This is a genomic window from Actinoplanes sp. NPDC051494 (assembly GCF_044454705.1).
Classification (GTDB): domain Bacteria; phylum Actinomycetota; class Actinomycetes; order Mycobacteriales; family Micromonosporaceae; genus Actinoplanes.
Genome location: NZ_JBITDZ010000001.1, coordinates 389630 through 413557 on the forward strand (window position 1 = coordinate 389630; position 23928 = coordinate 413557).

The window sequence follows — 23928 nt, forward strand, 5'->3', positions numbered from 1 at the left end:
GCCTCCGGCCCGCCGTCACCGTGGTCGAGCGGGGGGCAGTGCCGGGCGGCTCCCGGGGTACGGGAAAATGGGGTCCGACAGACGAGACGGAAGTTGGAGATCGTGGCTGAAGTTGCAGGAGCCGTCGACTGGGTGAGCCGGTTCGCCGACGAGGTGATCGCCGAGGCGGAACGCCGCTCGCCGGGTACGCCGGTGGTGTGCGCGTCCGGGCTGAGCCCGTCCGGGCCGGTCCACCTGGGCAACCTGCGTGAGGTGATGACGCCGCACCTGGTCGCGGACGAGATCCGCCGCCGGGGGTACGAGGTCGAGCACCTGATCTCGTGGGACGACTTCGACCGGTTCCGCAAGGTGCCGGCCGGGATCGACGAGTCGTGGGCCGATCACATCGGCAAGCCGCTGACCTCGGTGCCCGCCCCGCCCGGGAGCCGCTTCCCGAACTGGGCCGAGCACTTCAAGGCCGCGATGATCGACTCGCTGGCCGAGCTCGGGGTGCGCTACCGGGGCATCAGCCAGACCGAGATGTACACCTCGGGGGCCTACCGGGAGCAGATCCTGCTGGCCATGCGCGAGCGCCGGCGCATCGACGAGATCCTGGACCGCTACCGCACCAAGGGGCGCCCGGCCGGCAAGCAGAAGCAGAACGCCAAGCTGGACGAGGCCGACGCCGCCGCCGCTGCCGAGGCCGCCGCGGGTTCCGGTGCCGCCGACGAGGACGACGGCGGCGCGGGGTCGGGCTACTACCCGTACAAGCCCTACTGCGGCCGGTGCGGCAAGGACTTCACCACGGTCACCGCCTACGACGACGAGACCACCGCCCTGACGTACGTGTGTGCCGAGGACGGTTTCACCGAGACGGTCCTGCTCAGCGAGTTCAACCGGGGCAAGCTGGTCTGGAAGGTCGACTGGCCGATGCGGTGGGCGTTCGAGGGCGTGCACTTCGAGCCGTCCGGCGTCGACCACTCGTCGCCGGGCTCGTCGTTCGTCGTCGGCGGGCAGATCGTCGCCGAGGTGTTCGCCGGCACCCAGCCGATCGGCCCGATGTACGCGTTCGTCGGCATCAGCGGCCAGGCCAAGATGTCCAGCTCCCGCGGCGGGGCGCCGACCCCCGGGGACGCGCTGGCCATCATGGAGGCGCCGCTGCTGCGCTGGATGTACGCCCGCCGCCGCCCGAACCAGTCGTTCAAGGTCGCGTTCGACGCCGAGATCCAGCGCCTCTACGACGAGTGGGACGCGCTCGAGGCCAAGATCGCCGCGGGCACGGCCGCGCCGGCCGACGAGGTCGCGCACGACCGGGCGGCCCGCACGGCGACGACCACGCTGCCGGTGACCCCGGTGCGCATCTCGTACCGCACGCTCGCGTCGATCGCCGACATCACCACCGGCGACGACGCGCAGACCCTGCGGATCCTGAGCGACCTGGACCCGGAGCAGCCGGTCACCGACCTGACCCAGGTCCGCCCGCGCCTCGACAAGGCCCAGACCTGGGTGAACACCCAGATGCCGGCGGACGCCCGCACCCGGGTCCGCACCGAGCCGGACAAGGAACTCCTCGCCGCCCTGGACGACGACCAGCGCGAGTCGCTGCGTTTGCTCGCCGAGGGCCTGGCCGCCAACTGGTCACTGGGCGGGCTGACGACACTCGTCTACGGCGTACCGAAGAAGATGGCCGGCCTCCCGCCGGACACCAGCCCGACGCCCGAGCTGAAGGTCGCGCAGCGCTCGTTCTTCGTCCTGCTCTACCGTGCCGTCATCGGCAAGGAGACCGGCCCCCGTCTGCCCACGCTCCTGCTCGCGGTCGGCGCCGACCGCCTCCGCACCCTGATCGGCCAGTAGGTTCACGTGCCCGGGGGGGGGGGGGGGGGGGGGCGGGGGCGCCCCCCCCCCCCCCCCCCCCCCCCCCCCCCCCCCCCCCCCCCCCCGCGCCGCCGCCCCCCCCCCCGCCCCCCCCCCCGCCCCCCCGCCCCCCCCCCCCCCCCCCCCCCCCCCCCCCCCCCCCCGCCCCGCCCCCCCCCCCCCCCCCCCCCCCCCCCCCCCCCCCCCCCCCCCCCCCCCACGGGTGATCATGACGCTGCGAAGAACAGGGTCGGGTTGTTCCAGGTCGCTGCCGTGCTGGAGGTGGCGAGCACCGTCGGGTTGGCGCCCACTACCGCGGTGGTGGCCGTCGGGTCGAAGGCGACGGTGCGCAGCGAACCGTCCGCCGAGCCGTAGACGATCTTTCCGGCGACCCAGGTCATGCCGCGTACGGTGCGCCAGTCCAGGCCCGAGGTCGGCAGGGTGTACGCCGTGCAGCCCACCACCGCACCGTCCGGGGTGAGGTAACGGTAGTAGAGCGCGTTGCTGGACGCGGTCGTGTAATACATCCGGCCCTTGAGGAAGAACGCCCCGGTCATGCTCGCCGCCGAGAACCAGCTGTTGTAGCCGCTGCCGACCCACGGGGCACCGATGACGCCGCTGCCGCTGAGCACCGACACGTTCAGGGCGCCGTCGGACTTCGCCCAGTACAGCTTGTTGGAGAGCACGAACGCCGATTTCGCGGACGTGAGCTGCGGCTGGCTGACGGTCGCCGGGGTGCCGAGGCCGCTCGACGCGTACGAGATCTTCTTGATCTGCCCGTCGCCGGCGCCGAGGTAGAGGTAGCCGGACGCGGTCTGCGGCGCGTCGAGAACGCCGATCGTGCGGCCGCCGGAGTCGGGGAAGTAGCCGAGCCGGCCATGGTACTCGTCGCCGAGGCCGTCGGAGTCCTGGCCGATGAACAGGCCGTTCGGTCCCTTCCAGAGCTCCCAGACGATCGGGCCCCAGCTGACCCCGCCGGTGGGCAGGGCGTTGCCGGGCGAGCGGGTCGGGTTCCAGGCGAGCGGCACGCCGTTCTGCTGGTCGAGCGCGGCGATGCCGTACCGGTTGACCGCGCCGTCGCCGGCCGCGTCGGTGCCGTTGGCGTTGTTCATCCAGCGGAAGTGCCCGGCGGTGTAGACGACGCCGTCGACGACCTCGACCGAGGTGATCGAGTCCTTGCCGGTGTCGGCGATCCAGGTGGCGGTGACGTTGGTGCCCCGGTCGGCGGTCTCCCACCGGACCGCCCGGTCGCAGTAGCCACCGGCCGTGCCGGAGCCACCGTCGGCGACGATGACGAAATACGTGCCGTCGTCGCTGAAGTCCACGTCGCGGGCGTAGAACGGGAACGCGGTGCTGGAGCACGGATCGACGTAACGGTCGGTGCTCCAGTTGGCCACCGTGGGCGTACCCGTCGAGGTGTCGATCATGACCGCCTGGTTGCGGGCGCTGCCGTTGACCGTGGTGAAGTTGCCGACCGCCACCACCGTGTCACCGTCGGGTGCCACGTCGAGGCCCCAGACCAGTTCGGTGGAGTTGGCGTACGGCCGGGCGCCGCTCGCGTCGACCTGGAACGTGCTGTCGATCGCACCGGTGGTGGCGTTGAGCCGGGCCAGCAGCGAGTGCTCGGTGCCGTTGACCCAGTGGAACGCACCGGCGATGTACAGGTCGTTGCCGTGCACGATCGCGCGCCGCACGGTGCCGCCGTCGCCCCGGCCGACCCAGCCGCTGATCGTGGCGCCGGTGGTGGGGTTGAGCTCGACGAGGTTCTTGCGCGCGACCCCGTTCACGGTGCCGAAGCTGCCGCCGACGATGAGCTTGTTGTCGGGGCTGACCGCCAGGGTCTGCACGGTGCCGTCGAGCACCGGCGCGAACCCGGTCTGGATCGCACCCGTGGTGACGTTGTAGGCGATCAGGTTGCCGGCCGCGGACCAGCTGGTGGCGCCGGCCGCTTTGACGCCGGTGAACGAGCCACCCGCGTACGCGATGTCGCCGATCTGCGCGAACGCCCGCATGCTGCCGTTCTGGGCGTGCGGCGTGGTGTCCGCCGGGTTCGCCGAGACCAGGGCCGCCGCCTCGGTCGGCGGGATGTACACGGCGCTCGCCGGGACCGCGGACAGCGCGACCGTCAGCCCCGCCACCGCGACGGGCACCAGCATCCTGGTGACCGGCCTCTTCACGAACACAGTTCCTCCTTGGCGGTTCGGACATTCCCCATGGCCGGGGTCAACCGGAACGGCGGGACGCCGGGGACGGCTCGCACCGACCACGCGGCCGCCGTGCGCAGATCCTCGAGCGTGACCTGTTCGGCCTCCCGGGCCACGACCAGCTTGCGGCTTTCCAGCTCACGGGCCATCTCGACCTGGTGATCGTCGACGTGCTCGGCGTGGACGCGGCGGCGTGGCACGTACACCGCGCGTTTGCCGGCCTGCATCGCGGCCAGCGCCGACCCGACCCCGGCGTGCGAGATGACGATGTCGGCCGCGGCCAGCGCCCGGCGCATCTCGCCGACCGGCACCTGGCGGCGGGCCCCGGCGGGCATCCGGTCGATCACGGTCGAGCCGACCTGCCAGAGCACCTCCCACTCGGGCGGCAACAGGCGGGTCAGGTGGGCGAGCAGGCGCGGGAACGCATAGCGCTCGTGCGTGCCGAGCGTGACGACGGCCCGGCGGATCGGCGGCGGGTCGGTCAGCGCCTCGGGCTCGAACGCGTCGAAGATGGACCCGCCGTAGCTCCACGGGCCGCCGGCCCAGCCCTGATACTGCGTGTAGAGGCGGACGCCGGGGACCCGGGCGGCGAGCCGGCCGGTCAGCGACGGCCCCTCGGTGCGGGTGGCGCTCTCGATGTACCAGCATTCGATCCCCGCGGCGGTCGCCGGGACGAAGAACGCCATGGCCACGCTCGCACCGGTGCTGATGACCCGGTCGAACCGCTCGGCCCGGAGCATGCGCCGGGCCACCCGCAGATCCTTCAGTACGCCCATCAGGTCACGACTCGTCGCGGCGGGCACGAACTCCACGTCCTCGCCGCGCAGCAACGAGCGGCTCTGCGGGTTGTCGAACGTCACCCACCGGCGGGCGCCGACGCCGAGCCGCGGCACGAGGTCGTGCAGCTCGGCGAGGTGGCCGCCGCTGGATGCGACCAGCAGGGTCTTCGTCACGCAGCTCTCACCTCGCCATCACCTGATACCACGAAATGACCCCACAGTTCCTTCGTCCGAGCCACGCGTCCAGTACGCAACCGCGCGCCTCAGTACGCTCCTGAACCCCGCACGACCGCCATCGCGGTCCGCATGAGAATCACCAGGTCGACGGTGAGCGACCAGTTCTCGACGTATTGCAGGTCGAGCCGGATCGAGTCCTCCCAGGACAGATCGGACCGTCCACTGACCTGCCACAACCCGGTCATCCCGGGTTTGACGACCAGCCGCCGCCGCATGTCGTCGGGGTACTTCTCGACCTCGGCGGGCAACGGGGGGCGGGGGCCGACCAGCGACATCTCCCCCAGCAGCACGTTGACCAGTTGCGGCAGCTCGTCGAGGGAGTAGCGGCGCAGCAGCCGGCCGGAGCGGGTGATCCGCGGATCCTCCCGCATCTTGAACAGCACCCCGGGGTTGTCGCCGCGGACCGCCGCCAGCCGGGCCTCGGCGTCGACGTGCATGGACCGGAACTTGACCATCCGGAACGGCTCGCCGCCGCGGCCGACGCGGACCTGGCGGAAGAACACCGGTCCGCCGGTGTCCACCGTGATCACGATCGCGATCACGAGGAACACCGGGGCTAGGAGCAGCAGCAGAACCAGCGCCACCGTCATGTCGAACAGGCCCTTGACCAGCCGCCGCGCGCCGGACAGGCGGGGATGTTCGATGTGCATCATCGGCAGCCCGTCCACCGGGCGGACGGTGATCCGGTCCCCCGCGGTGTCCACGAGCGAGGACGAGACGAACAGATCGATGTCGTCGCGTTCCAGCTCCCAGGCGAGCCGGCGCAGCATCGGGCCGTCCAGCTCGGGACAGGACAGCACCATCACGGTGTCGGCGCCGGCCGCGGTGGCCGAGTTGGCGGCCGCCCCGAGCCCGCCGAAGACGGGCACGCCGAGCGTCGCGCCGGCGGTGGCGACCTGGTCGAACGGCAGGCACGCGCCGATCACCTGGAACCCGTGGTGATAGCGGCGGTGCAGCTGCCGGGTCAGCTGGGCGACCGCGGGGGCGTGGCCGAGGACGAGCACCCGGTGCATGCACGCGCCGCCGCGCCGGGCCCGGTGCAGGATGCCGCGCAGCAGGAAGCGGCCGAGCAACGACAGGAACGTGGTGAGCACCAGGGCGATCAGCAGATAGCCGCGGGCGATGTCGGTATGCGCCACATAGGACGCGAGCACGATGCCGACCGTCAGGTGCAGCCCGGCGCGCAGGACCCGCTGATACTCCTCGCCGCCGACGAACAGCACGCGCCGTTCGTAGGCATGGCTCAGGGCGAGCAGGCCCACCCAGGCGGGCGGGATGAGCGCGGACAGGATGAGATACCACTCGGCGTAGGCAGCACCCTGGAACCGCAGGACGAACGCGGCCAGCGTCGCGGCGACCGTCGCCGAGAAGTCGACGACGAGCAGCAGCTTGACGTAGCGCGCCTCCCACACCCAGCGGTCGGCCTGCCCCCGCCCGGCGATCTCACCGAGATCCCTTTCGGTGAAGCCGGAATACTGCGGGGTTCGCGGGATCTCCTGTGTGGCGACACCGTCCGTCGCCGTATCCGTCGTTGTCACGACGCCTCTGCCTCCAGTGAGACCCCACGCCCACCCGGCAATTTCCTGCACATCACAGTTGCCACGCACCCCACCCCTTGGCCTCACAAGAAACAAGCGCAAGGAACACCCTGGCGGTGAACGCTAGACGAAGATCGCGTAATTTCCGAACCCGCGTGTCGCAATCTTTATCGATGTTCGACACACATTGCTGAAAGCTTCCTGGCGGCCGACGCGGGCGGCACCCGATCCACTGCGGACAATATAGCGGTCTAAGCAGCCACGACGGAAGACTTGTCCACAGTCCGGTTTGGTGGCATACGGCCCAGCGATATGTCCGGCTGGTGCGGTACGCGACTCAGCACGCTAACACAGTGCCGCCGGCCGACTACGACAGGGGGAGTTGTGATCTTCGATACGAAACATTGTGCACCGCCACTGTCGGCACAGGACGTGACCATTCGGCAGCGGCAAGTCTCCGCGCCACTGCGTACTTGACACGCGTCAATATTGCTGCTTGCCGGAGGCCATTCCGAGCGAGTTTCCAGTTCACTCTCAGTTTTCCACGATCCATATGGGAGCGCTCCCGACCGAGAGAGATCATTAAGGCCGGTCTTTCTTCACCATAGTGAAAAAAGACCGGCCCGATGGGAAATCAGCTATTGACGAGGCGTAATGCGAGAGCGGGACAGCGGTCCACCGCCCGGCGAGCGTTCTTCCGCAGCGGTTCCGGCACCGTGGGGGCGGTCTCGCCGCTGCGGGCGAGCGGGTAACCCCACTCGTCCTCGATCAGGATCTCGTTCAGCAACTCGGCACACAGCCCGCGTCCGTCGCAGGCGGTCCAGTCGATGTGAAGTCTGTTTTCGCTCATCGCGCTTCCTCCGCCACACAACGCCCCACCAGATGCGCGGCGACCTCCTCCTCGAATGTCCGCATCGCACTCCGGATCATCCGCACGCTGCCGTCGGGATGCCGGCACGCCCCGCGCCCGCTCACCAGCACAGCGAGCCGTTCCACCTCGGCGGTCAACCCGGGCCGCAACCGCCGGGCGGCCAGATCGCCCAGGGTGGTCGCCAGCCGGGGCAGGCCGTTCACGCACGGACCACATTGCCCGGCGACCTGCCCGGCGAGGTATCCGGCGATCCGCGCGGTCTCGGTCAGCCCGCAGACGCCGGCCGGCAGCGCCAGCACGATGCCCGCCCCGGGCGTCGCGCCGTAGGCAGCCAGCCCGGCGCGGCTGATTTCCAGGTCGGGCCGGGCCGGCACCCAACCGCCGTGATAGCCGCCGATCAGCACCGCCCGCAACCGCTCGGCGGGCCCCCCGGCCGCATCGATCAGGTCACCCAGCCGGACGCCGTAGCCGGCCTCGAACACCCCCGGGGCGTGGACCGCGCCACTGACGGTGGCCAGGAACGTACCCGGTTCGCCGGGCGTCCCGGCCTCGCGGAACCAGTCCGGTCCGAAGCGGGCGATCAGCGCCAGGTGAGCCAGGGTCTCGACGTTCTGCACCAGCGTGGGCGCACCACCGACCCCCGCCTCGGTGACCCGCACCCACTTGTCCGAGGGCACCGCGGGCCGCCCGGAGACGGCATTGACCACGGCTGACTCCTCCCCCGCGACGAACCGGTCCGGCGCGACGGTCACCGTCACCGCGACGGGATCCAACCCGGCGCCACGCCGCGCGTCCAGGGCGGCGCGCACCCCGGCAGCCGCGGCCGCGGCGACATAGACATGGGCCTGACGCGCGCCGAGGGCTCCGGCGGCAAGCTGCAGGCCGTCAAGAACCAGATGCGGCTGGTACGAAAGGAGCGCCCGGTCCTTTCCACTGGCCGGCTCCCCCTCCGACCCGTTGGCCACGACCACCGCGACGCCGTCGGCGCGGAGCACGGCCTCCACCTTGCGCCAGGTCGGGAACCCCGCGCCGCCACGACCGGTGAGCCCGGCAGCACGCAACAGCCCCACCAGCCGCGGGCCGTCCAGGCGCGGCGGCCGGCCGTACCGGCGCAGGTGTTCGTCGAGCCGCCCGTCGGTGGAACCGGCGAGCAGCCGCCGGCCGACCATGGGCAGCGTGTCCACGATGCTCATCGGATCTCCTGGAGTTCACGCCGCGAGGCGGACCGGGGCTGACGCCGGGGCGCGCGGCCGGGGAAACGGGCGAAGGCGGGGGTGAGGCGCCAGACGACGGCGGCGATGACCAGAGCGGCGCAGGCCGCCGTGACGGTGCGCAACCACCACGTACCGCCGTCCGAGCCGGTCTGCAGGCCGTGCAGGACGGCCACCGGCCAGCACAGATAGGCCAGCCAGTGCACCGCCCGCCAGGCCCGCGCCCCGAGCCGGCGGCGCAGCAGACTGGTGACGACCAGCGCGACGATCAGATCGAGGCCGACGGTGCCCAGACCGAGCCAGAACGGGCGATAGGCCCCGCCGAACGGCACGAACAGATCGAAGAACCGCAGCTGCGCGTACGGATCGAAGTAGAGGCTGAGCACGTGCCCGGCCAGAAAGACCACCGCCAGGAGCGCGGCGTTGCGGTGCAGCAGGTTGACCGCGAAGCGGGGCAGGCCGAACGCGGTCCGGCCGGACCGGGCGCCGACGCCGAGCGCGACCACCACGGAGAGCAGGACCAGCGAGACCAGTCCGGTCCCCCGGCCGAAATACCAGAGCGCGTCGGTCATGCCGGCCACCCGCCCAGGCGCACCACGTCCAGATCCGGCGTGACCAGGCGGGCCGGCGTTCCGTCGAGCAGCCGCGGGGCGTCCCGGCCACGGACGACGGCGGCGGTGCTCAACGTGTTCGCCCGCAGGCAGGTGGACGCGGCGACGGAGACCGTACGCCACACCGGGCGCGCCGGCGTGCCGGTCCGCGGGTCGACGATGTGGTGGAGCAGCTCGCCGGGACGTCCCCAGGTGCGGGCGGCGGTGCTGGAGGTGGCCAGCGCCGCCCCGGCCGGCAGCCGGACGACACAGTCCGGGTCACCGGGCCGGTCCCGTACGAGAACCCGCCAGCCGCCGTCCGGAGCGGCCCCGGCGGTGGCGATGTCCCCGCCGAGCGCGACCAGCACGCCGACGCCGAGCCGGTGGGCGACCCGGGCGGCGGCCCGGTCCGCGGCGGCCGCCTTCGCGGTGGCGCCGAGGTCCAGCAGCACCCCGTCCGGCACGGTCAGGCGCTCACCCTCGAGCACGACGGCCCGCCAGTCAGGCGCCGGAAAGACCCGCACCGCCGCCGCGACCCGTCGCCCGGTGACAGCCGCGAAGTCCAGGTCGTACCCGACCCCGGTGATCGCGATGCCGTCACGGTCGCGCCCCACGCCGGGAAGCGCCGTGAAATCACGGTCGTACCCGACCCCGGTGATCGCGATGCCGTCACGGTCGCGCCCCACGCCAGGGAGCGCCGTGAAATCACGGTCGAAGCCGACCCCGGTGATCGCGGCGAAATCGCGGTCGTAGCCGAGGCCGCACAGAGCCGCGCCGACCGTCGGGTCGACGGCGCCGCCGGTCTGCCGGGCGGCTTCCAACGCGGCCGCGACCAGGTCGGCCAGCAGCGGTGAGACCGTCACCGGGCGACCGCCGGTCCGGCAGGCGGCGCGCAGCTCGGAGTCCGGGCGGAAGCGGCTGCACGCCTCGTCGACGGCGGCGAGTTCCGCGCGCACCAGCTCGGCGGCGGCGTCGACGGCGGCCGGGTCGGTGACCACGATCCGGGCCGTGGTGCCCCAGACCGGCCACTGCGCGGTGTCCGCGCCGACCGGCAGCGTCTCGACGAGCGGCATGTCAGGACCCGCCCGACGTGGCCTGGCCGGCGTCGCTGCCACCGCTGGAGAGCTGCGGCGAGTCGCTGCTGCCGGAGGTGCCGCTGCCCGAACTGCTGCTGTCCGAGCTGCTGCCCGAACTGCTGTCCGTGCTCGCCGAACCGCCGCTGCCGGAGCTGGTCGAGTCGGTGCTGCTCGAGTCCGTACCCGTGCTGGTGGTCGTCGCGGCCTGGGCCGCTGCCATGCCCACGGCCAGCGTGCCGGCGATCCCGGCAGCCACGAACACCCCGGTGATCGCCGTGGTGCGGCGAAGAGCTGTGTCCCGGTCCATCGGATCGCCTCCCTCATTCGTTGACGACTCAACAAATGTGCGGCAGCGACCTCTCTCAGCCCTGTGGCTGCCCTGAGGGGTTCCTGTGGGTGGTTACTCCCAGCGGAACTTGCGGGCGGCCAGCGTCAGGCCGGCCACGGCCCAGAGCGTGAGACTGAGCCAGATCGACCCGGGCACCGCGGTGCCGTCGGTGAGGGTGTCCCGCAGCGCCTGGGCGTGCGCCGCGAGCGGCAGCAGGAAGTGCCCGGCCGGGCCCAGATCGGGCGCGGCGAACATGATCCCGCCGGCGGCCAGCATCAGCACGTAGATCAGGGTCGCCCCGGCGGTCACCGTCTCGGGCCGCAGCAGACTGGCGATGAGCAGCGCGAAGCCGCAGTAGGCGGCGGTGGCCAGCACGGTCACGCCGACGGCCGGCAGCAGGTGCGCGAGGCCGGGGCGCCAGCCGACCGCCACGCCGACCAGGCCGAGCGCGAGGATCTGCAGGCCGACCAGGGCGAGGATCGCCGCGGTCTTCGAGAAGAGCAGGCCGGGGCGGGTGAGCGGCGAGGCGCCGAGCCGCTTGAGCACGCCGTAGCTGCGTTCGTACCCGGTGGTGATCGCCTGGCCGGTGAAAGCGGTGGACATGACGGTCAGGGCCAGCACCCCGGGCACCACATAGCCGAGCCGGTCGTCCGAGGGCACGTTGGTGGCCCGGGTGAGCCCGGCGCCGAGCAGCACCAGCAGCGGCACACCCATCGCCAGCACCACGGCCTCACCGCGGCGGGCGGTGAGCACCAGCTCCATCCGGATCTGGCTCTTGAGGATCGCGCGCATGGGAGCGCGTCCCGGGGCGGGGGTGAAGGTGCCGGCGGTCATCGGGTCGCTCCCGCGGTCAGGGCCAGGTAGACGTCTTCGAGCGTGCGCCTGCGGGTGTTCACGGCGGTGACCTGCGCACCGGCCCGGGCGAACCAGGCGAGCACCTCGGCCAGGGAGTCCGTGTCCAGGGCACCGGCGATCACATACTCGCCCGGACCCTCCTCGATGACCTTGGCGTCAAGGAGGGCGGCCAGCCCCGGGATGGGGAGCCCGGGCTCCGCTCGTACCTGAAGGAGGTCGATCCCGGCGGCGGCGGTGAGTTCGGCGGGCGTGCCGGTCGCGGCGACCACGCCGTTGTCCATGATGACGACCTGGTCGGCGAGGCTCTCGGCCTCGTCGAGCAGATGGGTGGTGAGCAGCACCGAGACGCCGTCGGAGCGGAGGCTGTCGACCAGCTCCCAGGTCGTCTGCCGGGCCCCGACGTCCATGCCGGCGGTGGGCTCGTCGAGGAAGACCAGCTCGGGACGGCCGACGAGGGCCACCGCGAGCGACAGCCGCTGCTGCTCGCCACCGGAGAGCCGGCGGAACCGGGTCTTGGCGAACTTCCGCAGGCCGAGGCGGTCGAGGAGCATGTCCACATCGAGCGGATTCGCGGAGTAGGAGGCGAAGAGCCGCAGGATCTCCCCGGCCGTGGCCCAGGGATAGACGCCACCGGACTGCAGCATGATGCCGAGCCGTGGCATCAGCGCGTCGTGGTCGGCGATCGGATCGAGGCCGAGCACCCGCGCGGAACCGTCGTCCGGGCCGCGGAAACCCTCGCAGACCTGGAGCAGACTTGTCTTTCCGGCGCCGTTGTTGCCGAGCAGGGCGAGGATCGATCCGCGCGGGACCGACAGGGAGACCCCGTCGACCGCGGTCACCTCGCCGTACTTGACGACGACGTCCCGCACCTCGACGGCGTTCTCAAGCATGCCGAAACTGTACTTGCCGTCCCGCGGGTACCGGCCGGGGTGTGGCCGAGACCGCTCTTTACCGCTAAGCTAGCCCGTGGGAGCGCTCCCAAACCCAGTTTGCGGGGGCAGGCCGCCGGACCGGAACCCGGTTCCCCCCGAGGACCTGCAACGTCACGCAGGTCACCGGTCCGGCGGCCTGACACTTCAGATCCGTTAGGGTGCTCGCCATGACGGGCGCGCTCACCACGGTGGAGATCTACACGGACGGCTCCTGCGCGCCGAACCCGGGACCGGGCGGCTGGGGCGCCGTGCTGCGCTGGGGAACCAGCGAGAAGGACCTCTGCGGCGGCGAGGCCACCTCGACGACCAACAACCGCATGGAACTGATGGCGCCGATCCGCGCCCTGGAGAGCCTCACCCGCGCTCCGCTGCCGGTCCGTCTTTACACCGACAGCATCTATGTACGCGACGGCATCACGAAGTGGCTGCCCAAGTGGAAGTCCAACGGCTGGCAGACCTCCGCCAAGCAGCCGGTGAAGAACGTCGACCTCTGGAAGCTGCTCGACGCCGCGGTCCAGCGCCACGACGTCCAGTGGCACTGGGTCAAAGGACACGCCGGCCACCCCGAGAACGAGCGCGCCGACCGCCTCGCCGCCCGTGGCCTGCAGGAAGCCCTGGCCTCGGCGCGCGTCTGAAAAATGTCGGACCCCGCGGCTAATCTCGCGGGCATGAAGTACGGGGTGGTTCTGCCCGGCGGCACCGGGCCCGAGCAGGTCGAGCAAGCGGTCCTCGCGGAGCGTTCCGGCTGGGACGCCGTCTTCGTATGGGAGGCAGCGTCCGGCGTGGACGCCTGGAGCCTGCTCGCGGCGATGGCGACGCTCACGAGCCGGATCCGGCTCGGCACGATGCTGACGCCGCTGCCCTGGCGGCGCCCGTGGAAGGTCGCCAGCCAGGTCGCGACCGTCGACCAGCTGTCCGGCGGCCGGGCGATCCTCGGCATCGGCGTGGGCGCGACGGCCACCGACCTCCCGGACACCGGCGAGGTCACCGACCTGCGCGAGCGCGCCGCGATGATGGACGACGGCATCGATCTCCTGCGGGCCCTCTGGGCCGGCGGCACCAGCCATCACGGTCCGCACTACGACTACGACGTCGCCCGCCCGGACCTGGCCGAGGTCGGCGCGCCGGTGCAGGAGCACATCCCGATCTGGGTGGTCGCGGCCTGGCCCCGGCCGAAATCCCTGCGCCGCGCACTGCGCTGCGACGGCGTCATCCCCCAGGGCCTCGAGACCCCCGATGACGCCCGTGCGCTGCGCGCGTGGCTGACCGACCACGACGCCGCACCCGGCCTCGACGTCCTGACCGAGGGCGAGACCCCGGCGGACGATCCGGTGGCGGCCCGGGCCCAGGTCGCTCCCTGGGCCGAGGCGGGCTGCACCTGGTGGCTCGAGACACGCTGGGAGCTGCCGCACCACAGCCCCGAGCGGATGCGGCAGATCCGCGACCGGATCGCCGCGGGCCCGCCGGCATGATCACCCCGTTCGAGCTCCGGGCCACCGACGACCAGCTCACCGACCTGCGCGACCGCCTGCACCGGACCCGATGGCCCGAGCCCGCCACCACCGCGGGGTGGGAGCAGGGCCCGCCCCTCGACCGGGTGCGCGCGCTGTGCGCCTACTGGGCGGACGGCTACGACTGGCGGGCCACCGAACACCGGCTCGGTCGCCTGCCGCAGTTCCGTACCGAGATCGACGGCCTCGGGATCCACTTCGTGCACGCGCGATCAGCCGACCCGGACGCGACCCCACTGATCCTGACCCACGGCTGGCCGGGTTCGATCGTCGAGTTCGCCCGGGTCGTCGAGCCGCTCACCGCCGACTTCCACGTCGTGTGCCCGTCCCTGCCCGGATACGGTTTCAGCGACAAGCCCACCACCGCCGGCTGGACGGTCGAACGCATCGCCCGCACGTGGACCACCCTGATGGGACGGCTCGGCTACGACCGTTTCGCGGCGAGCGGCCACGACTGGGGCACCAGCGTCAGCACCAGCATCGCCCAGCAGTTCCCGGAATCGGTGATCGGCCTGCACCTGACCCCGCCGCTGGTCGCCCCGGACCCGGCGACCCTCGACGATCTCACCCCCGGCGAACGGGCCGCCCTCGACGACCTCGAGACAGCGGGCCAGGACGGCGACGCCTACTCCCTGCAACAGACCACCAGACCCCAGACCATCGGGTACGCCCTGGTCGACTCCCCCGCGGCCCTCTGCGCATGGATCATCGAGAAATTCGAGGCCTGGACCGACGGCAACCCGCTCACCGACGACGACCTGCTCGACAACCTGATGTTCTACTGGCTGCCGGGCACCGGCGCGTCCGCGGCCCGGCTCTACCGCGAGAGCTTCCGCGACGTCCAGGCCCGCTTCCGGATCGGCACGACCGACGAGATCACCGTGCCGACCGGCTGCACGATCTTCCCGAGGGAGAATCCCCGCCCGTCCCGCCGCTGGGCCCAGAAACGCTTCACCGACATCCGCTACTGGAGCGAGCCGGCCCGGGGCGGCCACTTCGCCGCGTTCGAGCAGCCGGACCTCTTCGTCGAGGAGGTGCGGGCCTGCTTCCGAGCTCTGCGGAACCCGGCCCTCAGATCTTCGAGTTCCGAGCCGGCGTCCGCGGACGAGGCACCACCGGCTGCGTGACAGCGGCCCGCGAACCCTCGGCCCGAGCGGACCCGCCCGAGTCCTGGTCCGGCCCCGCGGAAGGCAGCTCCGATCCCGGAACCTTGGCCCGGGCAACCCGGTCCGGCGGCAGCCGATAGGTCGCCGCCTCGACCAGCTCATCAGGCACATGATGGCGCCCACCCGCAGCACCTGCGACCTGCGGCAGCGGCGCCGACCGCGGACCCGGCCCAACTCCTGACGCGGGCAAAGGTGCCGCCATTGGGGTGGATGCCGGCGCATGACTGGGTGCCGGGGTGGGTGTGGCGCGGTGGGGGGAGGCTATGCGGGCTGCCATGGAGAAGACGTTGTGGGTCGCTTCGTCGTAGCCGTCGCGATAGGCATCCTCGCGGTCCGCCAGGGACCGGCGCCATTGGTGCAGGCGGCCGGCTGCGTAGCCCGTGCAGGCGGTGAAGGTTGCCAGCAGCGTGATCATGAGGGCTTCGTCGCCGGGCGCGGTCATGTGTCCGATTGTGCGAGGGGCATTGATCGGTAGCTATCGACTTTTCGACGTACCACGATCGGTCGACCTGGATGGTTCGGCCGGGACGGGATCGGAACCCGGATGAGACCTCTGCCCGGGTGGCCGGCCGGGCGACGGACACCTGGCCGGCCAGCCTGTGCGGTGGTGGGTCAGCTGGTGGGGGCTCCGGACGGCGGGGTTCCGCCTCCGCCGGGGCCGCCGGACGGGGGCGTGCCACCTCCGCCGGGAGCTCCGGAGGGCGGGGTTCCGTCACCGCCGGGGGCTCCGGACGGGGGCGCGCCGCCTCCGGGGGCGTTTCCGCCTCCGGTTTCCTCGCCGCCCGGGTCCACCGCGATCGTGAGTGTGGCCTGGTAGCCCTCGGTGGCGCTGCCGGTCATCGTGGCGAGTTCGGTGGCTGCCGAATCGTCGCCGAAGACGTTGTCGGTGGCGAGGGAGACCTGGCTCATGTTGGACACGCTCTTGCTGTAGCCGTCGGTCTCGTAGACCGCGTCCGCCGCGTCCTCGGGGATGGCGATCTGGGAGGTCTTGACGATCGGGCCGTCGCCGCTGGTGGCGTTCTCCAGCGAGGAGTAGACCTCGAAGTGGATGTGCGGCCAGCGGCCGGTGTAGCAGGCCGGGAAGATGCTCGTGAACGATACCGTTCCGGTGTCGTCGGTTTCCTGGATGCCGCGGAGGTAGTTTTCCTTGGCAATGCTTTCCGAGTAGAGCGAATAATTGCCGTCCCGGTCGCAGTGCCAGGCGTAGACCGCCGCCCCGGTGACCGGTGCTCCGGTGAGGTCCTGGACCACGAGGGAGAATTCGAGGGGAACGCCTTCGGCCGTTCCGCTGGCGTCGCCGAACGACGTGCGGATGTCTTTGCGGACGATTCCGTCGAGCGTTCGCACGTCCGGGCCGTTCGAGCCGTCCGCGGGGTACGGTCCAGCCGTCTCCGATTCGACCTCAGTGAGCGAGCCGCTCGCCGACGTGGCGCTGCTGCTGCTGCTGGGCGACGCGGTGTCCGAGTCGGTGCCGCAGGCTGCCACCAGGGCCATCGCTCCCACCCCGCCCAGGCCGGCGAGCAGGCGGCGGCGGGACATCGTGCGCAGGTCGAAGGCCAAACCTTTGTCGTGCACCCGGCGTACGTACGCGGCGTTGGTTTCGGGCTCCTGCATGGTGTCGCCTTCCCTCGAGAACGGATTGCAACCAGCAAACCGGCGCCCGCTGTGTGCGGCCTGTGATGTCCATGTGGAGGGTAAATGAGGGGAAAGGGACGAACCGGGAGAGTGAAATATGTTCCCCCGCAGTTGTGAACGGCCCTAGGATCGCCCGCGTGCCGATTGACCTTTACATCTCCACCGATATCGAGGCGGACGGCCCGATCCCGGGTCCGTACTCGATGCTGTCCCTCGGAATGGCGGTCGCCGCGACGTTCGACGGCAACGTCTTCGCGCGGGTGGAGCCGGCCACGTTCTATCGGGAGTTGCAGCCGATCTCACCGGATTTCGTGCCCGCGGCGCTGGCCGTGAGCGGGCTGGACCGGGCGGCGCTGGCGCGGACCGGGGCGGCACCGGCGCGGGCCATGGCGGAGAACGTCGCCTGGATCGAGGAGATGGCCGGCCGGCACCGGGCCCGGCCGGTGTTCGTGGGGTATCCGCTGGGCTTCGACTGGATGTTCACGTACTGGTATCAGGTCCGTTTCACCGGCGGTTCGCCGTTCGGGCACTCGGCGCACCTCGACATCAAGACGTTGTACGCGCAGAAGGCCCACGTGCCGATCCGCGGTGTGGGCAAGCGTTCGATGCCGGAGCACCTGAAGCCGACGGGGAAGCACACCCATCACGCGCTTGATGACGCGCTCGAGCAGGCGGAGCTGTTCTGCAACATCGCCGAGTGGACCGGCGTTTAGTAAAGAGCTGTTGCGCAACATCTCTTAACCATGCCACAGTGGAGGCATGGCACAGATCAAGGACGCCGCCGTGCTCAAGGCGGTCGCTCATCCCGTACGCCGAAGGCTTCTTGATGTCCTGCGGGTCGACGGCCCTTCCATGCCGAGCGTGCTGGCCCGGGTGACCGGTCAGGCGGTCGCCAACATCAGTCACCACCTGCGGGTTCTCGCCGGAGCCGGGCTCATCGAGGAAGCGCCCGAGCTCGCCCGCAACCGCAAGGAGCACTGGTGGCGCATGCCCGACCAGGCGATCACCTGGTCGGTCGCCGACTTCGCCGGGGACGCCGCGGATCTCGCGGCCGCCGACACCGCCGTGGCCCTCGGCCTGCAGCGACAGGTCGAACTCGCCACCACCTGGATCGGCAGCCCCGCAGCCAAGGAGGAACCATGGGTGTCCACCGCGTTTTCGACCGACAGCTTCCTGCGTCTGAGCCCGGCGGAGCTCGCCGAGCTGGGCGAGAAGGTCCAGGAGCTGATGAATCAGTACGCGAACCGGCCGCCGGCCCCCGAACGGGAACCGGTGTTCTTCATGAGCCGGGGGTTCCCCGGACGGCCCTGACCGGCGACCCGGCGTTCCGGAACCTGTGGGCGGGCATGACCGTCAGCAAGTTCGGCACGTCGGTCGCCACGATCGCCACGCCCCTGATCGCGATGCAGGTCCTCGATGCGAGCGCGTTCATGGTCAGTCTGCTCACCGCCGCGGCCTGGCTGCCGTGGCTGGTCATCGGCCTGCCCGCCGGCGCCTGGATCGACCGCGTCGCACGCCGCCCGGTGATGCTGGCCAGTGATCTGTGCGCCGCCGGGGTGGTGATCAGTGTGCCGGTCGCCGCCTGGCTGGGCCTGCTCACCATGGGTCACCTGCTCGCCGTGGCCATGCTGCTCGGCGTCGCCTCGGTGTTCTTCACGGTCGCCTGGACGGCGTACCTTCCGGCGATGTTCGACAAGGAACGACTGGTCGGCGCGAATGCGATCCTGCAGGGCACCGAGTCGGCCGCGCAGGTCGCCGGCCCGGCGCTCGGCGGCGCGCTGATCGCGGCCGTCTCCGCGGTCGCCGGGCTGGTGGTGGACGCCGTCAGCTTCCTGATCTCGGCGTTCTTCCTGTGGCGCATCCCGCGGCCGGAACGCCGGCCCGAGGTGGTCCGGGGCACGAGCATCGGCCACGACATCGTCACCGGCGTGCGCTGGCTGGCCCACGACCGCTACCTGCGCAACCTCACGATCCACGGCGCGACCGCCAACCTGCTGCTCACCGGCATGAACGCGCTGCTCATCGTGTTCCTCGTGCGGGAGGTCGGGCTCAGCACCACCGCGGTCGGGGTCCTCCTGTCGATCACCGCGCTGGGCGGGATCGGCGCCGCGGCCGCCGCGCCCGGACTGGCCGGCCGGTTCGGCGCCGCCCGTACGATCGTCGGTTGCAAGGTCTTCGCCGGCGTCGCCGCCCTGCTCGTGCCGCTGACCCGCCCCGGCGCCGGGCTCGTCCTGTTCGTCGCCGGCATGGTCGGCGTCAGCTTCGGGGTGATCGCCGGCAACGTGCTCGCCGGCAGCTTCCGGCAGGCCTACTGCCCGGCCGCTCTGCTCGGCCGGGTGGTGACCGGCATGCAGTTCGTCAACCTCGGCGCGATCCCGGTGGGGGCCGTGCTGGGTGGCGCGGCGGCGACCGCCTTCGGCGTTCGGGCCGCGATCACCATCATGACCCTGGGGTACGCGGTGAGCGGCCTGATCATCCTGCTCGGCCCCTTCCGTGGGCGTCGTGACCTGCCCCGGAGCCGGGCGGACGTCGCCCTGGCCGGTTAGCCGGCCCCGTCCTGCGCCGCCCGTTTAGCCCGGGCCCGCCGCTTGCCCTCGTGCATGGCCGCGACCCGGGCGACCGGGATGGTGTGCCCGTGTTCGATCAGGCCGGCGTCGAGGCTCTGCGGCGCCGGCATCGACTCCGCCCACGGGTCGCTGTCGCCGAGAATCGCGGGCACCGTCCGTACGGTGAAATCGGTGGGCCTGATGTCACCGAGCCGGTCCCAGCCCACCGGGAAGGAGACCGGCAGACCCGGTCGTGCCCGCGGGCTGTAGGTGGCCGCCACGCTCGCCCCACCGGATCGTGTCGCGTCGAGGAAGACCTTGCCGTGCCGGTCCTCGCGGATGAACGCGGTCGTGGCCAGTTCCGGATCCAGGCGCTCGGCCCGGGCCGCGACCGCCCTGGTCGCGGCCGCGACATCCCCGGTCTGCGCGCTTGCGTCGAGCGGGACGAACACGTGCAGGCCCTTCGCGCCGCTGGTCTTCACCGCTCCGTCCAGGCCCACGTCGGCGAGCGCCCGCCGGACCAGCCGGGCCGCGGCCACCGCGAGCGCGAAGTCGCCGCCCTCCGGCGGGTCCAGGTCCATGATCAGGTGGGTGGGGTGATCATGGTCGGCCACCGTCATCAGCGTGGGATGGAACTCGACCGCGCGCTGGTTGGCGAACCACAGCAGGGTCCGGCGGTCGTTGCAGAGCGCATAGGTCACCTCACGGTGCGACGCCTCGGCCCAGACCGTCGTCCGCGGCACCCACTCCGGGGTGTGTTTCGGCAGATTCTTCTGCATGAAGCGGTCCTGGCCACGCAGCACCCGGATCACCGACAGCGGCCGGTCCCGCAACACCGGGACGATCCGCTCCCGGACCGCGTCGAGATAGTCGACCAGCTCCCGCTTGCTCACCCCGGCATCCGGGAAGAGCTCCTGGTCCAGATTGGTCAGGGGTACGCCGTCACGCTCTTCCTTCTCGGCCGCCATACCCTCATCCTGCCTGCACCACGCTGACCGCGGGGACGATCATGGCCAGGGTCAGCACCACGTAACACCCACCGGTGAAGTACAACCCGCTGCGGGTCGCGATCACCGCCGCGGTGAACGGCATCACGACGGCCAGCAGCGCGGCGAACAGAACCACCCCGTCCTGGCGTTGCGGACCGAGCACCCCCCAGCCGAGGACGAGCGGCACACAGACCAGCCACGCGAGGGTGACCGCCACCACATGCAGGGCGGCCTGGTGGCGGCGGGCGGCAGCGCGGCGGTCAGCCCGGACGTCCTCGGCGGTCCTGCGCACGATGGGCCGCTCGACATCGGCGGGCCGTTCGATTTCCAGTGTCACAACGGGTACTCCAACGTCACGGCTAGGGGCTGTTCTGGAAGTGGCGTCGAGGCGAGGCGCGGCTCCACTTCCACCACAGCCCCTAGCACTTTAGGGGACGTTGCCGCAGCTCGCAGCGCCGCCCGCCGCGCCGATCCGGCACAATCCGCCTCAGGCGGGTGGTCGCTCCCCGCTGCCGCGCGGGATCACGGTGGTCGAGATGGTCACGGTACGGGCGGGGCCGCGATAACCACTGATCCGCTCATGGGCGAGCCGCGCCGCCTCCCGCCCCATGGCGACAGCGTCGTGCGCCACCACTGTCGTGCCGATCACGTCGGCGAGGTCGAAATCGTCGAAGCCCACGAGCGCCGGCTGGTCGGTGCGTCCCCGCAACGCCCGCAACGCGCCGGTGGTCAGCCGGTTGTTCGTGGTGAACAGCGCGGTCGGCGGCGGATCGAGCGCCAGCAGATCCCGGACCGTCTCCTCCGCGCGGTGCACATCATGGACATCGGTCCGCAGATAGGGCCGCCACTCATCGTTACCGGCCGACTCCATCGACTGCACGAAACTGTCGATCCGGCCCCGCTGCGGCGCCTTGCGCTCCAGGTCCGCGATCAGCGCGATCCGCCGGTGCCCACCACCCAGCAGATGCTCAGCGGCCGCCCGGGCCCCACCCGCGTTGTCGATCACGACGGTGTCCGCGTCCACGCCGTCCGGCGGCCGGTCCAGGAACACGAACGGCACCCCGCGGTTGCCCTCGATCGCCAGAAAATCGTGCCGCTCACCGCTCGGCACCACCAGCAGGGCTCGTACGCGGCGCTGCAGGAACGCGTCGACCAGCGCCTGTTCCAGATCCGCGTCCTCGTCGTTGTTGGCCGTCACCAGCTGCAACCCGTGCTGGCGGAGCTCCCGCTCGATGCCGCTGGCCACCGCCGAGTAGAACGGGTTGGTCAGGTCGCCACTGATCAGCCCGACCAGCGCGGAGGTCGCCCCGCGCCGGAGCTCGCGCGCGATGCCATTGAGCCGGTACCCGAGCCGGTCCGCGGCCTCGCGAACCCGGCGGCCGGTGGCCTCGGCGACGTTCGGCTCGTCGTTCAGCGCCCGGGAAGCCGTCTTGAGGCTGACTCCGGCGAGGGCCGCGACCTGGGTCAGGGTGGGCTGGCGCCCCGCCGGGTCGAAGGAACCCTCGGCGGGCCGGGATGCGGACATGGTGCTCCGGATTCTGCATGGCGGTGCGGGTAGTGAGTACGTGCAAGGGACAGCAGTATGACATCGATGTCCGCTCGCGCTCAGCGATCGACGCCCGAATCCATCCGATAGGCGTCCTTCCTCCCCGGCGCGCTTTTGTCCTTCGCCGCGACTTGACTCGGCCCCTGGGGCAGGGATGAGGCTCTCCGCATGGACCTGGTGACCATCGGAGCGTTCGCCCGGGCGGCACGGCTGTCGCCCAAGGCACTACGGCTCTACGACGAGCTGGGGTTGCTGCCGCCCGCCGCGGTCGACTCCGAGACCGGATACCGCTACTACGACCTGGCGCAACTCGACCGTGCGCGGCTGTTGGCCTGGCTGCGCCGGCTCGAGATGCCGCTGGCCCGGATCCGCGCGATCGCCGAGATGCCCGGTGCCGAGGCGGCGACCGCGGTCCGGAGGTTCATGGCCGAGGCCGCCGCGGAGCTCGCCGCCCGCGACCGGCTGGCGACATTCGTCACCGACTATCTGACCGGCAAGGGAGCACCGATGAGCGAGCACAACCCCACCCTCGGCCTGCGGTTCGCCACCGGCTGCTCGATCGGCAAGGTCCGCGACACCGACCAGGACCAGGCCTGGGCGGGCAGCACCCTGCTCGCGGTGGCGGACGGCGCCGGCCCGGGTGGCGACCGGGCCGCCGCCGCGGCGATCGAGGCGTTCCGGGCCGCGACCCCGGCCTCCTCACCGCTGGGGGTGCTGGAGCGCGGGATGCAGGATGCCGACGCGGCGGTCCGGGTTCTGTCCGGCGGGGACGGCGACGAACAGGCGATCACCACACTCACCGCCATGGTCTGGTCCGGCAGCCGGGTCGGGGTGGCCCACATCGGCGACTCCCGGGCCTACCTGCTGCGTGGCGGCGAGTTGTCGCGCTTCACCGACGACCACAGCTACGTGCAGCAGCTCGTCGACACCGGTGCCCTACGTGCGGATGAGGCGGCGGGCCACCCCCAACGGCCGTTACTGGTGCGGGCGCTCGGTTCCTCCGGGGAGGCCGACCTCTCCCTGCGGACCGCGCTGGCCGGCGACCGCTACCTGCTCTGCACCGACGGGCTGTGGACAGTGGTGCCGGAGCTGGCCGGCCTGCTGGCCGGGGGCGACCCTCAGCATGCGGTCGACCGGCTGATCGCCGCCGCCTACGAGGCAGGTGCGCCCGACAACATCGGCTGTGTCGTCGCGGATGTCGTGCCGGTATGAACACGCTGGTCAACCACCACGCGCCCGCCGGGGCTCTATCGGACGAGGTCACGCCAGAAGGGCACGGTCGCCCGGACGCCGTCGAGGGAAGGGCGCTCACCACCGAACTCGTGCTTGAGGTAACCGGCCAGGTCCGGACCGTAGAGAATCACGTCGGTCTGCATCACCGACAGGACCGGATGCCCCTGGGTGCCCCGGCCCGCCGGCAGGTACCGGTGGGAGTAGACCGGGATCAGCCGCGGGGTGGTGAGCAGGAAGCCCCGGGCCACCGTCGCCGCTGCGGCCGGCGCCGCTGGGCGGGCGCCCCACCCGGCATACCAGAAACCGTTCTCGGCCACGTCGAAGAGCACGCCCTCGACCGGCATGGCCAGCTTCTCGCGGAGCTGGTCACGATCGCCGTCCCGCCAGTCCGGCCAGCCGCGGCCGACCGGGAGCGCCGCCGCCAGCAGGGCCCGGTGATCATCGGCGAAGGAGAAGCCGAACTCCTGCTCGACCGCGTCCAGCTCAGCGGCGGTGAGACCGGGACGCAGCGGGGAGCGGGCGAATCGGGCCAGCACGGTGGCGGGGGTGTCCACGTCGGTCACCAGCCCACCTTAAAACGGTCCGCACCGAGGGGAACAGGCCTGTAGTCCACGCGAGTGCACAAGGTTCGAGGGGGTGGGCTGTCAAGCGGCGCGGACGGCTCGAGGGCTGAAGCTGAGGGACACCCGAACGCCTGTCGACAAGGCATTCCGGAGCGTCCTCACGGATCGTCGGCCGGGTGGTCATTCTCGCCACGTCGGAGATCTACCTCAAGAGGTTGTCGTCGCGCAGGGTGGCGTTGCCGAGCATCGGGGCCGCAGGGCCGCAGGGCCGCAGGGCCGCAGGGC

23 protein-coding genes are annotated in these 23928 nt (G+C 71.5%); 9 read left to right on the plus strand and 14 right to left on the minus strand.

Annotated features, from left to right (window positions below; genetic code table 11):
- Positions 1–102: 102 nt before the first annotated feature.
- Positions 103–1833 (plus strand): lysine--tRNA ligase, encoded by a 1731-nt coding sequence (gene lysS / locus ACIA6A_RS01730; RefSeq protein WP_396095451.1) that lies wholly within the window; start codon positions 103–105, stop codon positions 1831–1833.
- Between the two features lie 227 nt (positions 1834–2060).
- Here lysS and ACIA6A_RS01735 read toward each other — a convergent pair whose 3' ends face one another.
- The 7 genes from ACIA6A_RS01735 to ACIA6A_RS01765 form a co-directional block, all read right to left on the minus strand.
- Positions 2061–3989, minus strand: a complete 1929-nt coding sequence (locus ACIA6A_RS01735; protein WP_396096425.1) for a delta-60 repeat domain-containing protein — start codon at positions 3987–3989, stop codon at positions 2061–2063.
- 17 nt (positions 3990–4006) lie between these two features.
- A complete protein-coding gene (locus ACIA6A_RS01740; RefSeq protein ID WP_396095452.1) occupies positions 4007–4990 on the minus strand; it encodes a glycosyltransferase in 984 nt (327 codons plus the stop codon).
- 89 nt (positions 4991–5079) lie between these two features.
- Positions 5080–6591: a sugar transferase gene (locus tag ACIA6A_RS01745; RefSeq protein WP_396095453.1), complete on the minus strand. Its 1512-nt coding sequence runs from the start codon at positions 6589–6591 to the stop codon at positions 5080–5082.
- A 634-nt stretch (positions 6592–7225) separates the two neighbouring features.
- The gene (locus tag ACIA6A_RS01750; protein ID WP_396095455.1) at positions 7226–7441 is read right to left on the minus strand and encodes a ferredoxin; all 216 of its coding nucleotides are present in this window, start codon (positions 7439–7441) and stop codon (positions 7226–7228) included.
- Positions 7438–8655 (minus strand): NADH-ubiquinone oxidoreductase-F iron-sulfur binding region domain-containing protein, encoded by a 1218-nt coding sequence (locus ACIA6A_RS01755; RefSeq protein ID WP_396095456.1) that lies wholly within the window; start codon positions 8653–8655, stop codon positions 7438–7440. Before ACIA6A_RS01755 ends, ACIA6A_RS01750 begins: the two co-directional genes overlap by 4 nt.
- The gene (locus ACIA6A_RS01760) at positions 8652–9245 is read right to left on the minus strand and encodes a ferric reductase-like transmembrane domain-containing protein (protein WP_396095457.1); all 594 of its coding nucleotides are present in this window, start codon (positions 9243–9245) and stop codon (positions 8652–8654) included. The genes ACIA6A_RS01755 and ACIA6A_RS01760 overlap by 4 nt, the downstream gene beginning before the upstream one ends.
- Entirely contained in the window at positions 9242–10336 is a 1095-nt protein-coding gene (locus ACIA6A_RS01765) for an FAD:protein FMN transferase (RefSeq protein WP_396095458.1), read from the minus strand. Before ACIA6A_RS01765 ends, ACIA6A_RS01760 begins: the two co-directional genes overlap by 4 nt.
- Before the next feature lie 17 nt (positions 10337–10353).
- On the opposite strand from ACIA6A_RS01765, the gene ACIA6A_RS01770 reads away from it, so the two are divergent.
- Entirely contained in the window at positions 10354–10722 is a 369-nt protein-coding gene (locus ACIA6A_RS01770; protein ID WP_396095459.1) for a hypothetical protein, read from the plus strand.
- Between the two features lie 17 nt (positions 10723–10739).
- On the opposite strand, the gene ACIA6A_RS01775 is transcribed toward ACIA6A_RS01770, so the two are convergent.
- Together ACIA6A_RS01775 and ACIA6A_RS01780 are read right to left on the minus strand one after the other, a co-directional pair.
- Entirely contained in the window at positions 10740–11501 is a 762-nt protein-coding gene (locus ACIA6A_RS01775) for an ABC transporter permease (protein WP_396095460.1), read from the minus strand.
- A complete protein-coding gene (locus ACIA6A_RS01780; protein WP_396095461.1) occupies positions 11498–12412 on the minus strand; it encodes an ATP-binding cassette domain-containing protein in 915 nt (304 codons plus the stop codon). Before ACIA6A_RS01780 ends, ACIA6A_RS01775 begins: the two co-directional genes overlap by 4 nt.
- Positions 12413–12621: 209 nt before the next feature.
- On the opposite strand from ACIA6A_RS01780, the gene rnhA reads away from it, so the two are divergent.
- From rnhA to ACIA6A_RS01795, 3 genes are read left to right on the plus strand one after another with little or no spacing between them, the layout of a single operon-like run.
- Positions 12622–13089, plus strand: a complete 468-nt coding sequence (rnhA, locus tag ACIA6A_RS01785) for a ribonuclease HI (protein ID WP_396095462.1) — start codon at positions 12622–12624, stop codon at positions 13087–13089.
- A gap of 33 nt (positions 13090–13122) precedes the next feature.
- The gene (locus tag ACIA6A_RS01790; RefSeq protein ID WP_396095463.1) at positions 13123–13926 is read left to right on the plus strand and encodes an LLM class flavin-dependent oxidoreductase; all 804 of its coding nucleotides are present in this window, start codon (positions 13123–13125) and stop codon (positions 13924–13926) included.
- On the plus strand, positions 13923–15092 hold the full coding sequence (locus ACIA6A_RS01795; protein WP_396095464.1) for an epoxide hydrolase family protein: 1170 nt from the start codon (positions 13923–13925) through the stop codon (positions 15090–15092). Before ACIA6A_RS01790 ends, ACIA6A_RS01795 begins: the two co-directional genes overlap by 4 nt.
- A 651-nt stretch (positions 15093–15743) precedes the next feature.
- Here the strand turns inward: ACIA6A_RS01795 and ACIA6A_RS01800 are convergent.
- On the minus strand, positions 15744–16745 hold the full coding sequence (locus tag ACIA6A_RS01800; protein ID WP_396095465.1) for an intradiol ring-cleavage dioxygenase: 1002 nt from the start codon (positions 16743–16745) through the stop codon (positions 15744–15746).
- 158 nt (positions 16746–16903) lie between these two features.
- Between ACIA6A_RS01800 and ACIA6A_RS01805 the strand changes: the two genes are divergently transcribed.
- From ACIA6A_RS01805 to ACIA6A_RS01815, 3 genes are read left to right on the plus strand one after another with little or no spacing between them, the layout of a single operon-like run.
- On the plus strand, positions 16904–17479 hold the full coding sequence (locus ACIA6A_RS01805) for an exonuclease (RefSeq protein ID WP_396095466.1): 576 nt from the start codon (positions 16904–16906) through the stop codon (positions 17477–17479).
- Between the two features lie 46 nt (positions 17480–17525).
- Positions 17526–18077, plus strand: a complete 552-nt coding sequence (locus ACIA6A_RS01810) for a winged helix-turn-helix domain-containing protein (RefSeq protein ID WP_396095467.1) — start codon at positions 17526–17528, stop codon at positions 18075–18077.
- Positions 18074–19312, plus strand: coding sequence for an MFS transporter (locus ACIA6A_RS01815; protein WP_396096426.1), 1239 nt, complete (start codon positions 18074–18076; stop codon positions 19310–19312). Before ACIA6A_RS01810 ends, ACIA6A_RS01815 begins: the two co-directional genes overlap by 4 nt.
- On the opposite strand, the gene ligD is transcribed toward ACIA6A_RS01815, so the two are convergent.
- The 3 genes from ligD to ACIA6A_RS01830 form a co-directional block, all read right to left on the minus strand.
- On the minus strand, positions 19309–20280 hold the full coding sequence (gene ligD / locus ACIA6A_RS01820; protein WP_396095468.1) for a non-homologous end-joining DNA ligase: 972 nt from the start codon (positions 20278–20280) through the stop codon (positions 19309–19311). The two genes, ACIA6A_RS01815 and ligD, sit on opposite strands and share 4 nt — an antisense overlap.
- Before the next feature lie 4 nt (positions 20281–20284).
- On the minus strand, positions 20285–20638 hold the full coding sequence (locus tag ACIA6A_RS01825; protein ID WP_396095469.1) for a hypothetical protein: 354 nt from the start codon (positions 20636–20638) through the stop codon (positions 20285–20287).
- 150 nt (positions 20639–20788) lie between these two features.
- Positions 20789–21826 carry a LacI family DNA-binding transcriptional regulator gene (locus ACIA6A_RS01830; protein WP_396095470.1) on the minus strand — a complete coding sequence of 346 codons (1038 nt, stop codon included), beginning with the start codon at positions 21824–21826 and terminating at the stop codon, positions 20789–20791.
- A gap of 189 nt (positions 21827–22015) precedes the next feature.
- Between ACIA6A_RS01830 and ACIA6A_RS01835 the strand changes: the two genes are divergently transcribed.
- Positions 22016–23059 (plus strand): MerR family transcriptional regulator, encoded by a 1044-nt coding sequence (locus ACIA6A_RS01835; protein ID WP_396095471.1) that lies wholly within the window; start codon positions 22016–22018, stop codon positions 23057–23059.
- 35 nt (positions 23060–23094) lie between these two features.
- Here ACIA6A_RS01835 and ACIA6A_RS01840 read toward each other — a convergent pair whose 3' ends face one another.
- Positions 23095–23643, minus strand: a complete 549-nt coding sequence (locus tag ACIA6A_RS01840) for a hypothetical protein (RefSeq protein WP_396095472.1) — start codon at positions 23641–23643, stop codon at positions 23095–23097.
- Positions 23644–23928: the final 285 nt, after the last annotated feature.

Coding starts and splice junctions, on each gene's coding strand:
- ACIA6A_RS01735 (WP_396096425.1), bottom strand. CDS start 3,989: ATGCTGGTGCCCGTCGCGGTGGCGGGGCTGACGGTCGCGCTGTCCGCG.
- ACIA6A_RS01750 (WP_396095455.1), bottom strand. CDS start 7,441: ATGAGCGAAAACAGACTTCACATCGACTGGACCGCCTGCGACGGACGC.
- ACIA6A_RS01755 (WP_396095456.1), bottom strand. CDS start 8,655: ATGAGCATCGTGGACACGCTGCCCATGGTCGGCCGGCGGCTGCTCGCC.
- ACIA6A_RS01760 (WP_396095457.1), bottom strand. CDS start 9,245: ATGACCGACGCGCTCTGGTATTTCGGCCGGGGGACCGGACTGGTCTCG.
- ACIA6A_RS01765 (WP_396095458.1), bottom strand. CDS start 10,336: ATGCCGCTCGTCGAGACGCTGCCGGTCGGCGCGGACACCGCGCAGTGG.
- ACIA6A_RS01775 (WP_396095460.1), bottom strand. CDS start 11,501: ATGACCGCCGGCACCTTCACCCCCGCCCCGGGACGCGCTCCCATGCGC.
- ACIA6A_RS01780 (WP_396095461.1), bottom strand. CDS start 12,412: ATGCTTGAGAACGCCGTCGAGGTGCGGGACGTCGTCGTCAAGTACGGC.
- rnhA (WP_396095462.1), top strand. CDS start 12,622: ATGACGGGCGCGCTCACCACGGTGGAGATCTACACGGACGGCTCCTGC.
- ACIA6A_RS01790 (WP_396095463.1), top strand. CDS start 13,123: ATGAAGTACGGGGTGGTTCTGCCCGGCGGCACCGGGCCCGAGCAGGTC.
- ACIA6A_RS01795 (WP_396095464.1), top strand. CDS start 13,923: ATGATCACCCCGTTCGAGCTCCGGGCCACCGACGACCAGCTCACCGAC.
- ACIA6A_RS01800 (WP_396095465.1), bottom strand. CDS start 16,745: ATGCAGGAGCCCGAAACCAACGCCGCGTACGTACGCCGGGTGCACGAC.
- ACIA6A_RS01810 (WP_396095467.1), top strand. CDS start 17,526: ATGGCACAGATCAAGGACGCCGCCGTGCTCAAGGCGGTCGCTCATCCC.
- ligD (WP_396095468.1), bottom strand. CDS start 20,280: ATGGCGGCCGAGAAGGAAGAGCGTGACGGCGTACCCCTGACCAATCTG.
- ACIA6A_RS01830 (WP_396095470.1), bottom strand. CDS start 21,826: ATGTCCGCATCCCGGCCCGCCGAGGGTTCCTTCGACCCGGCGGGGCGC.
- ACIA6A_RS01835 (WP_396095471.1), top strand. CDS start 22,016: ATGGACCTGGTGACCATCGGAGCGTTCGCCCGGGCGGCACGGCTGTCG.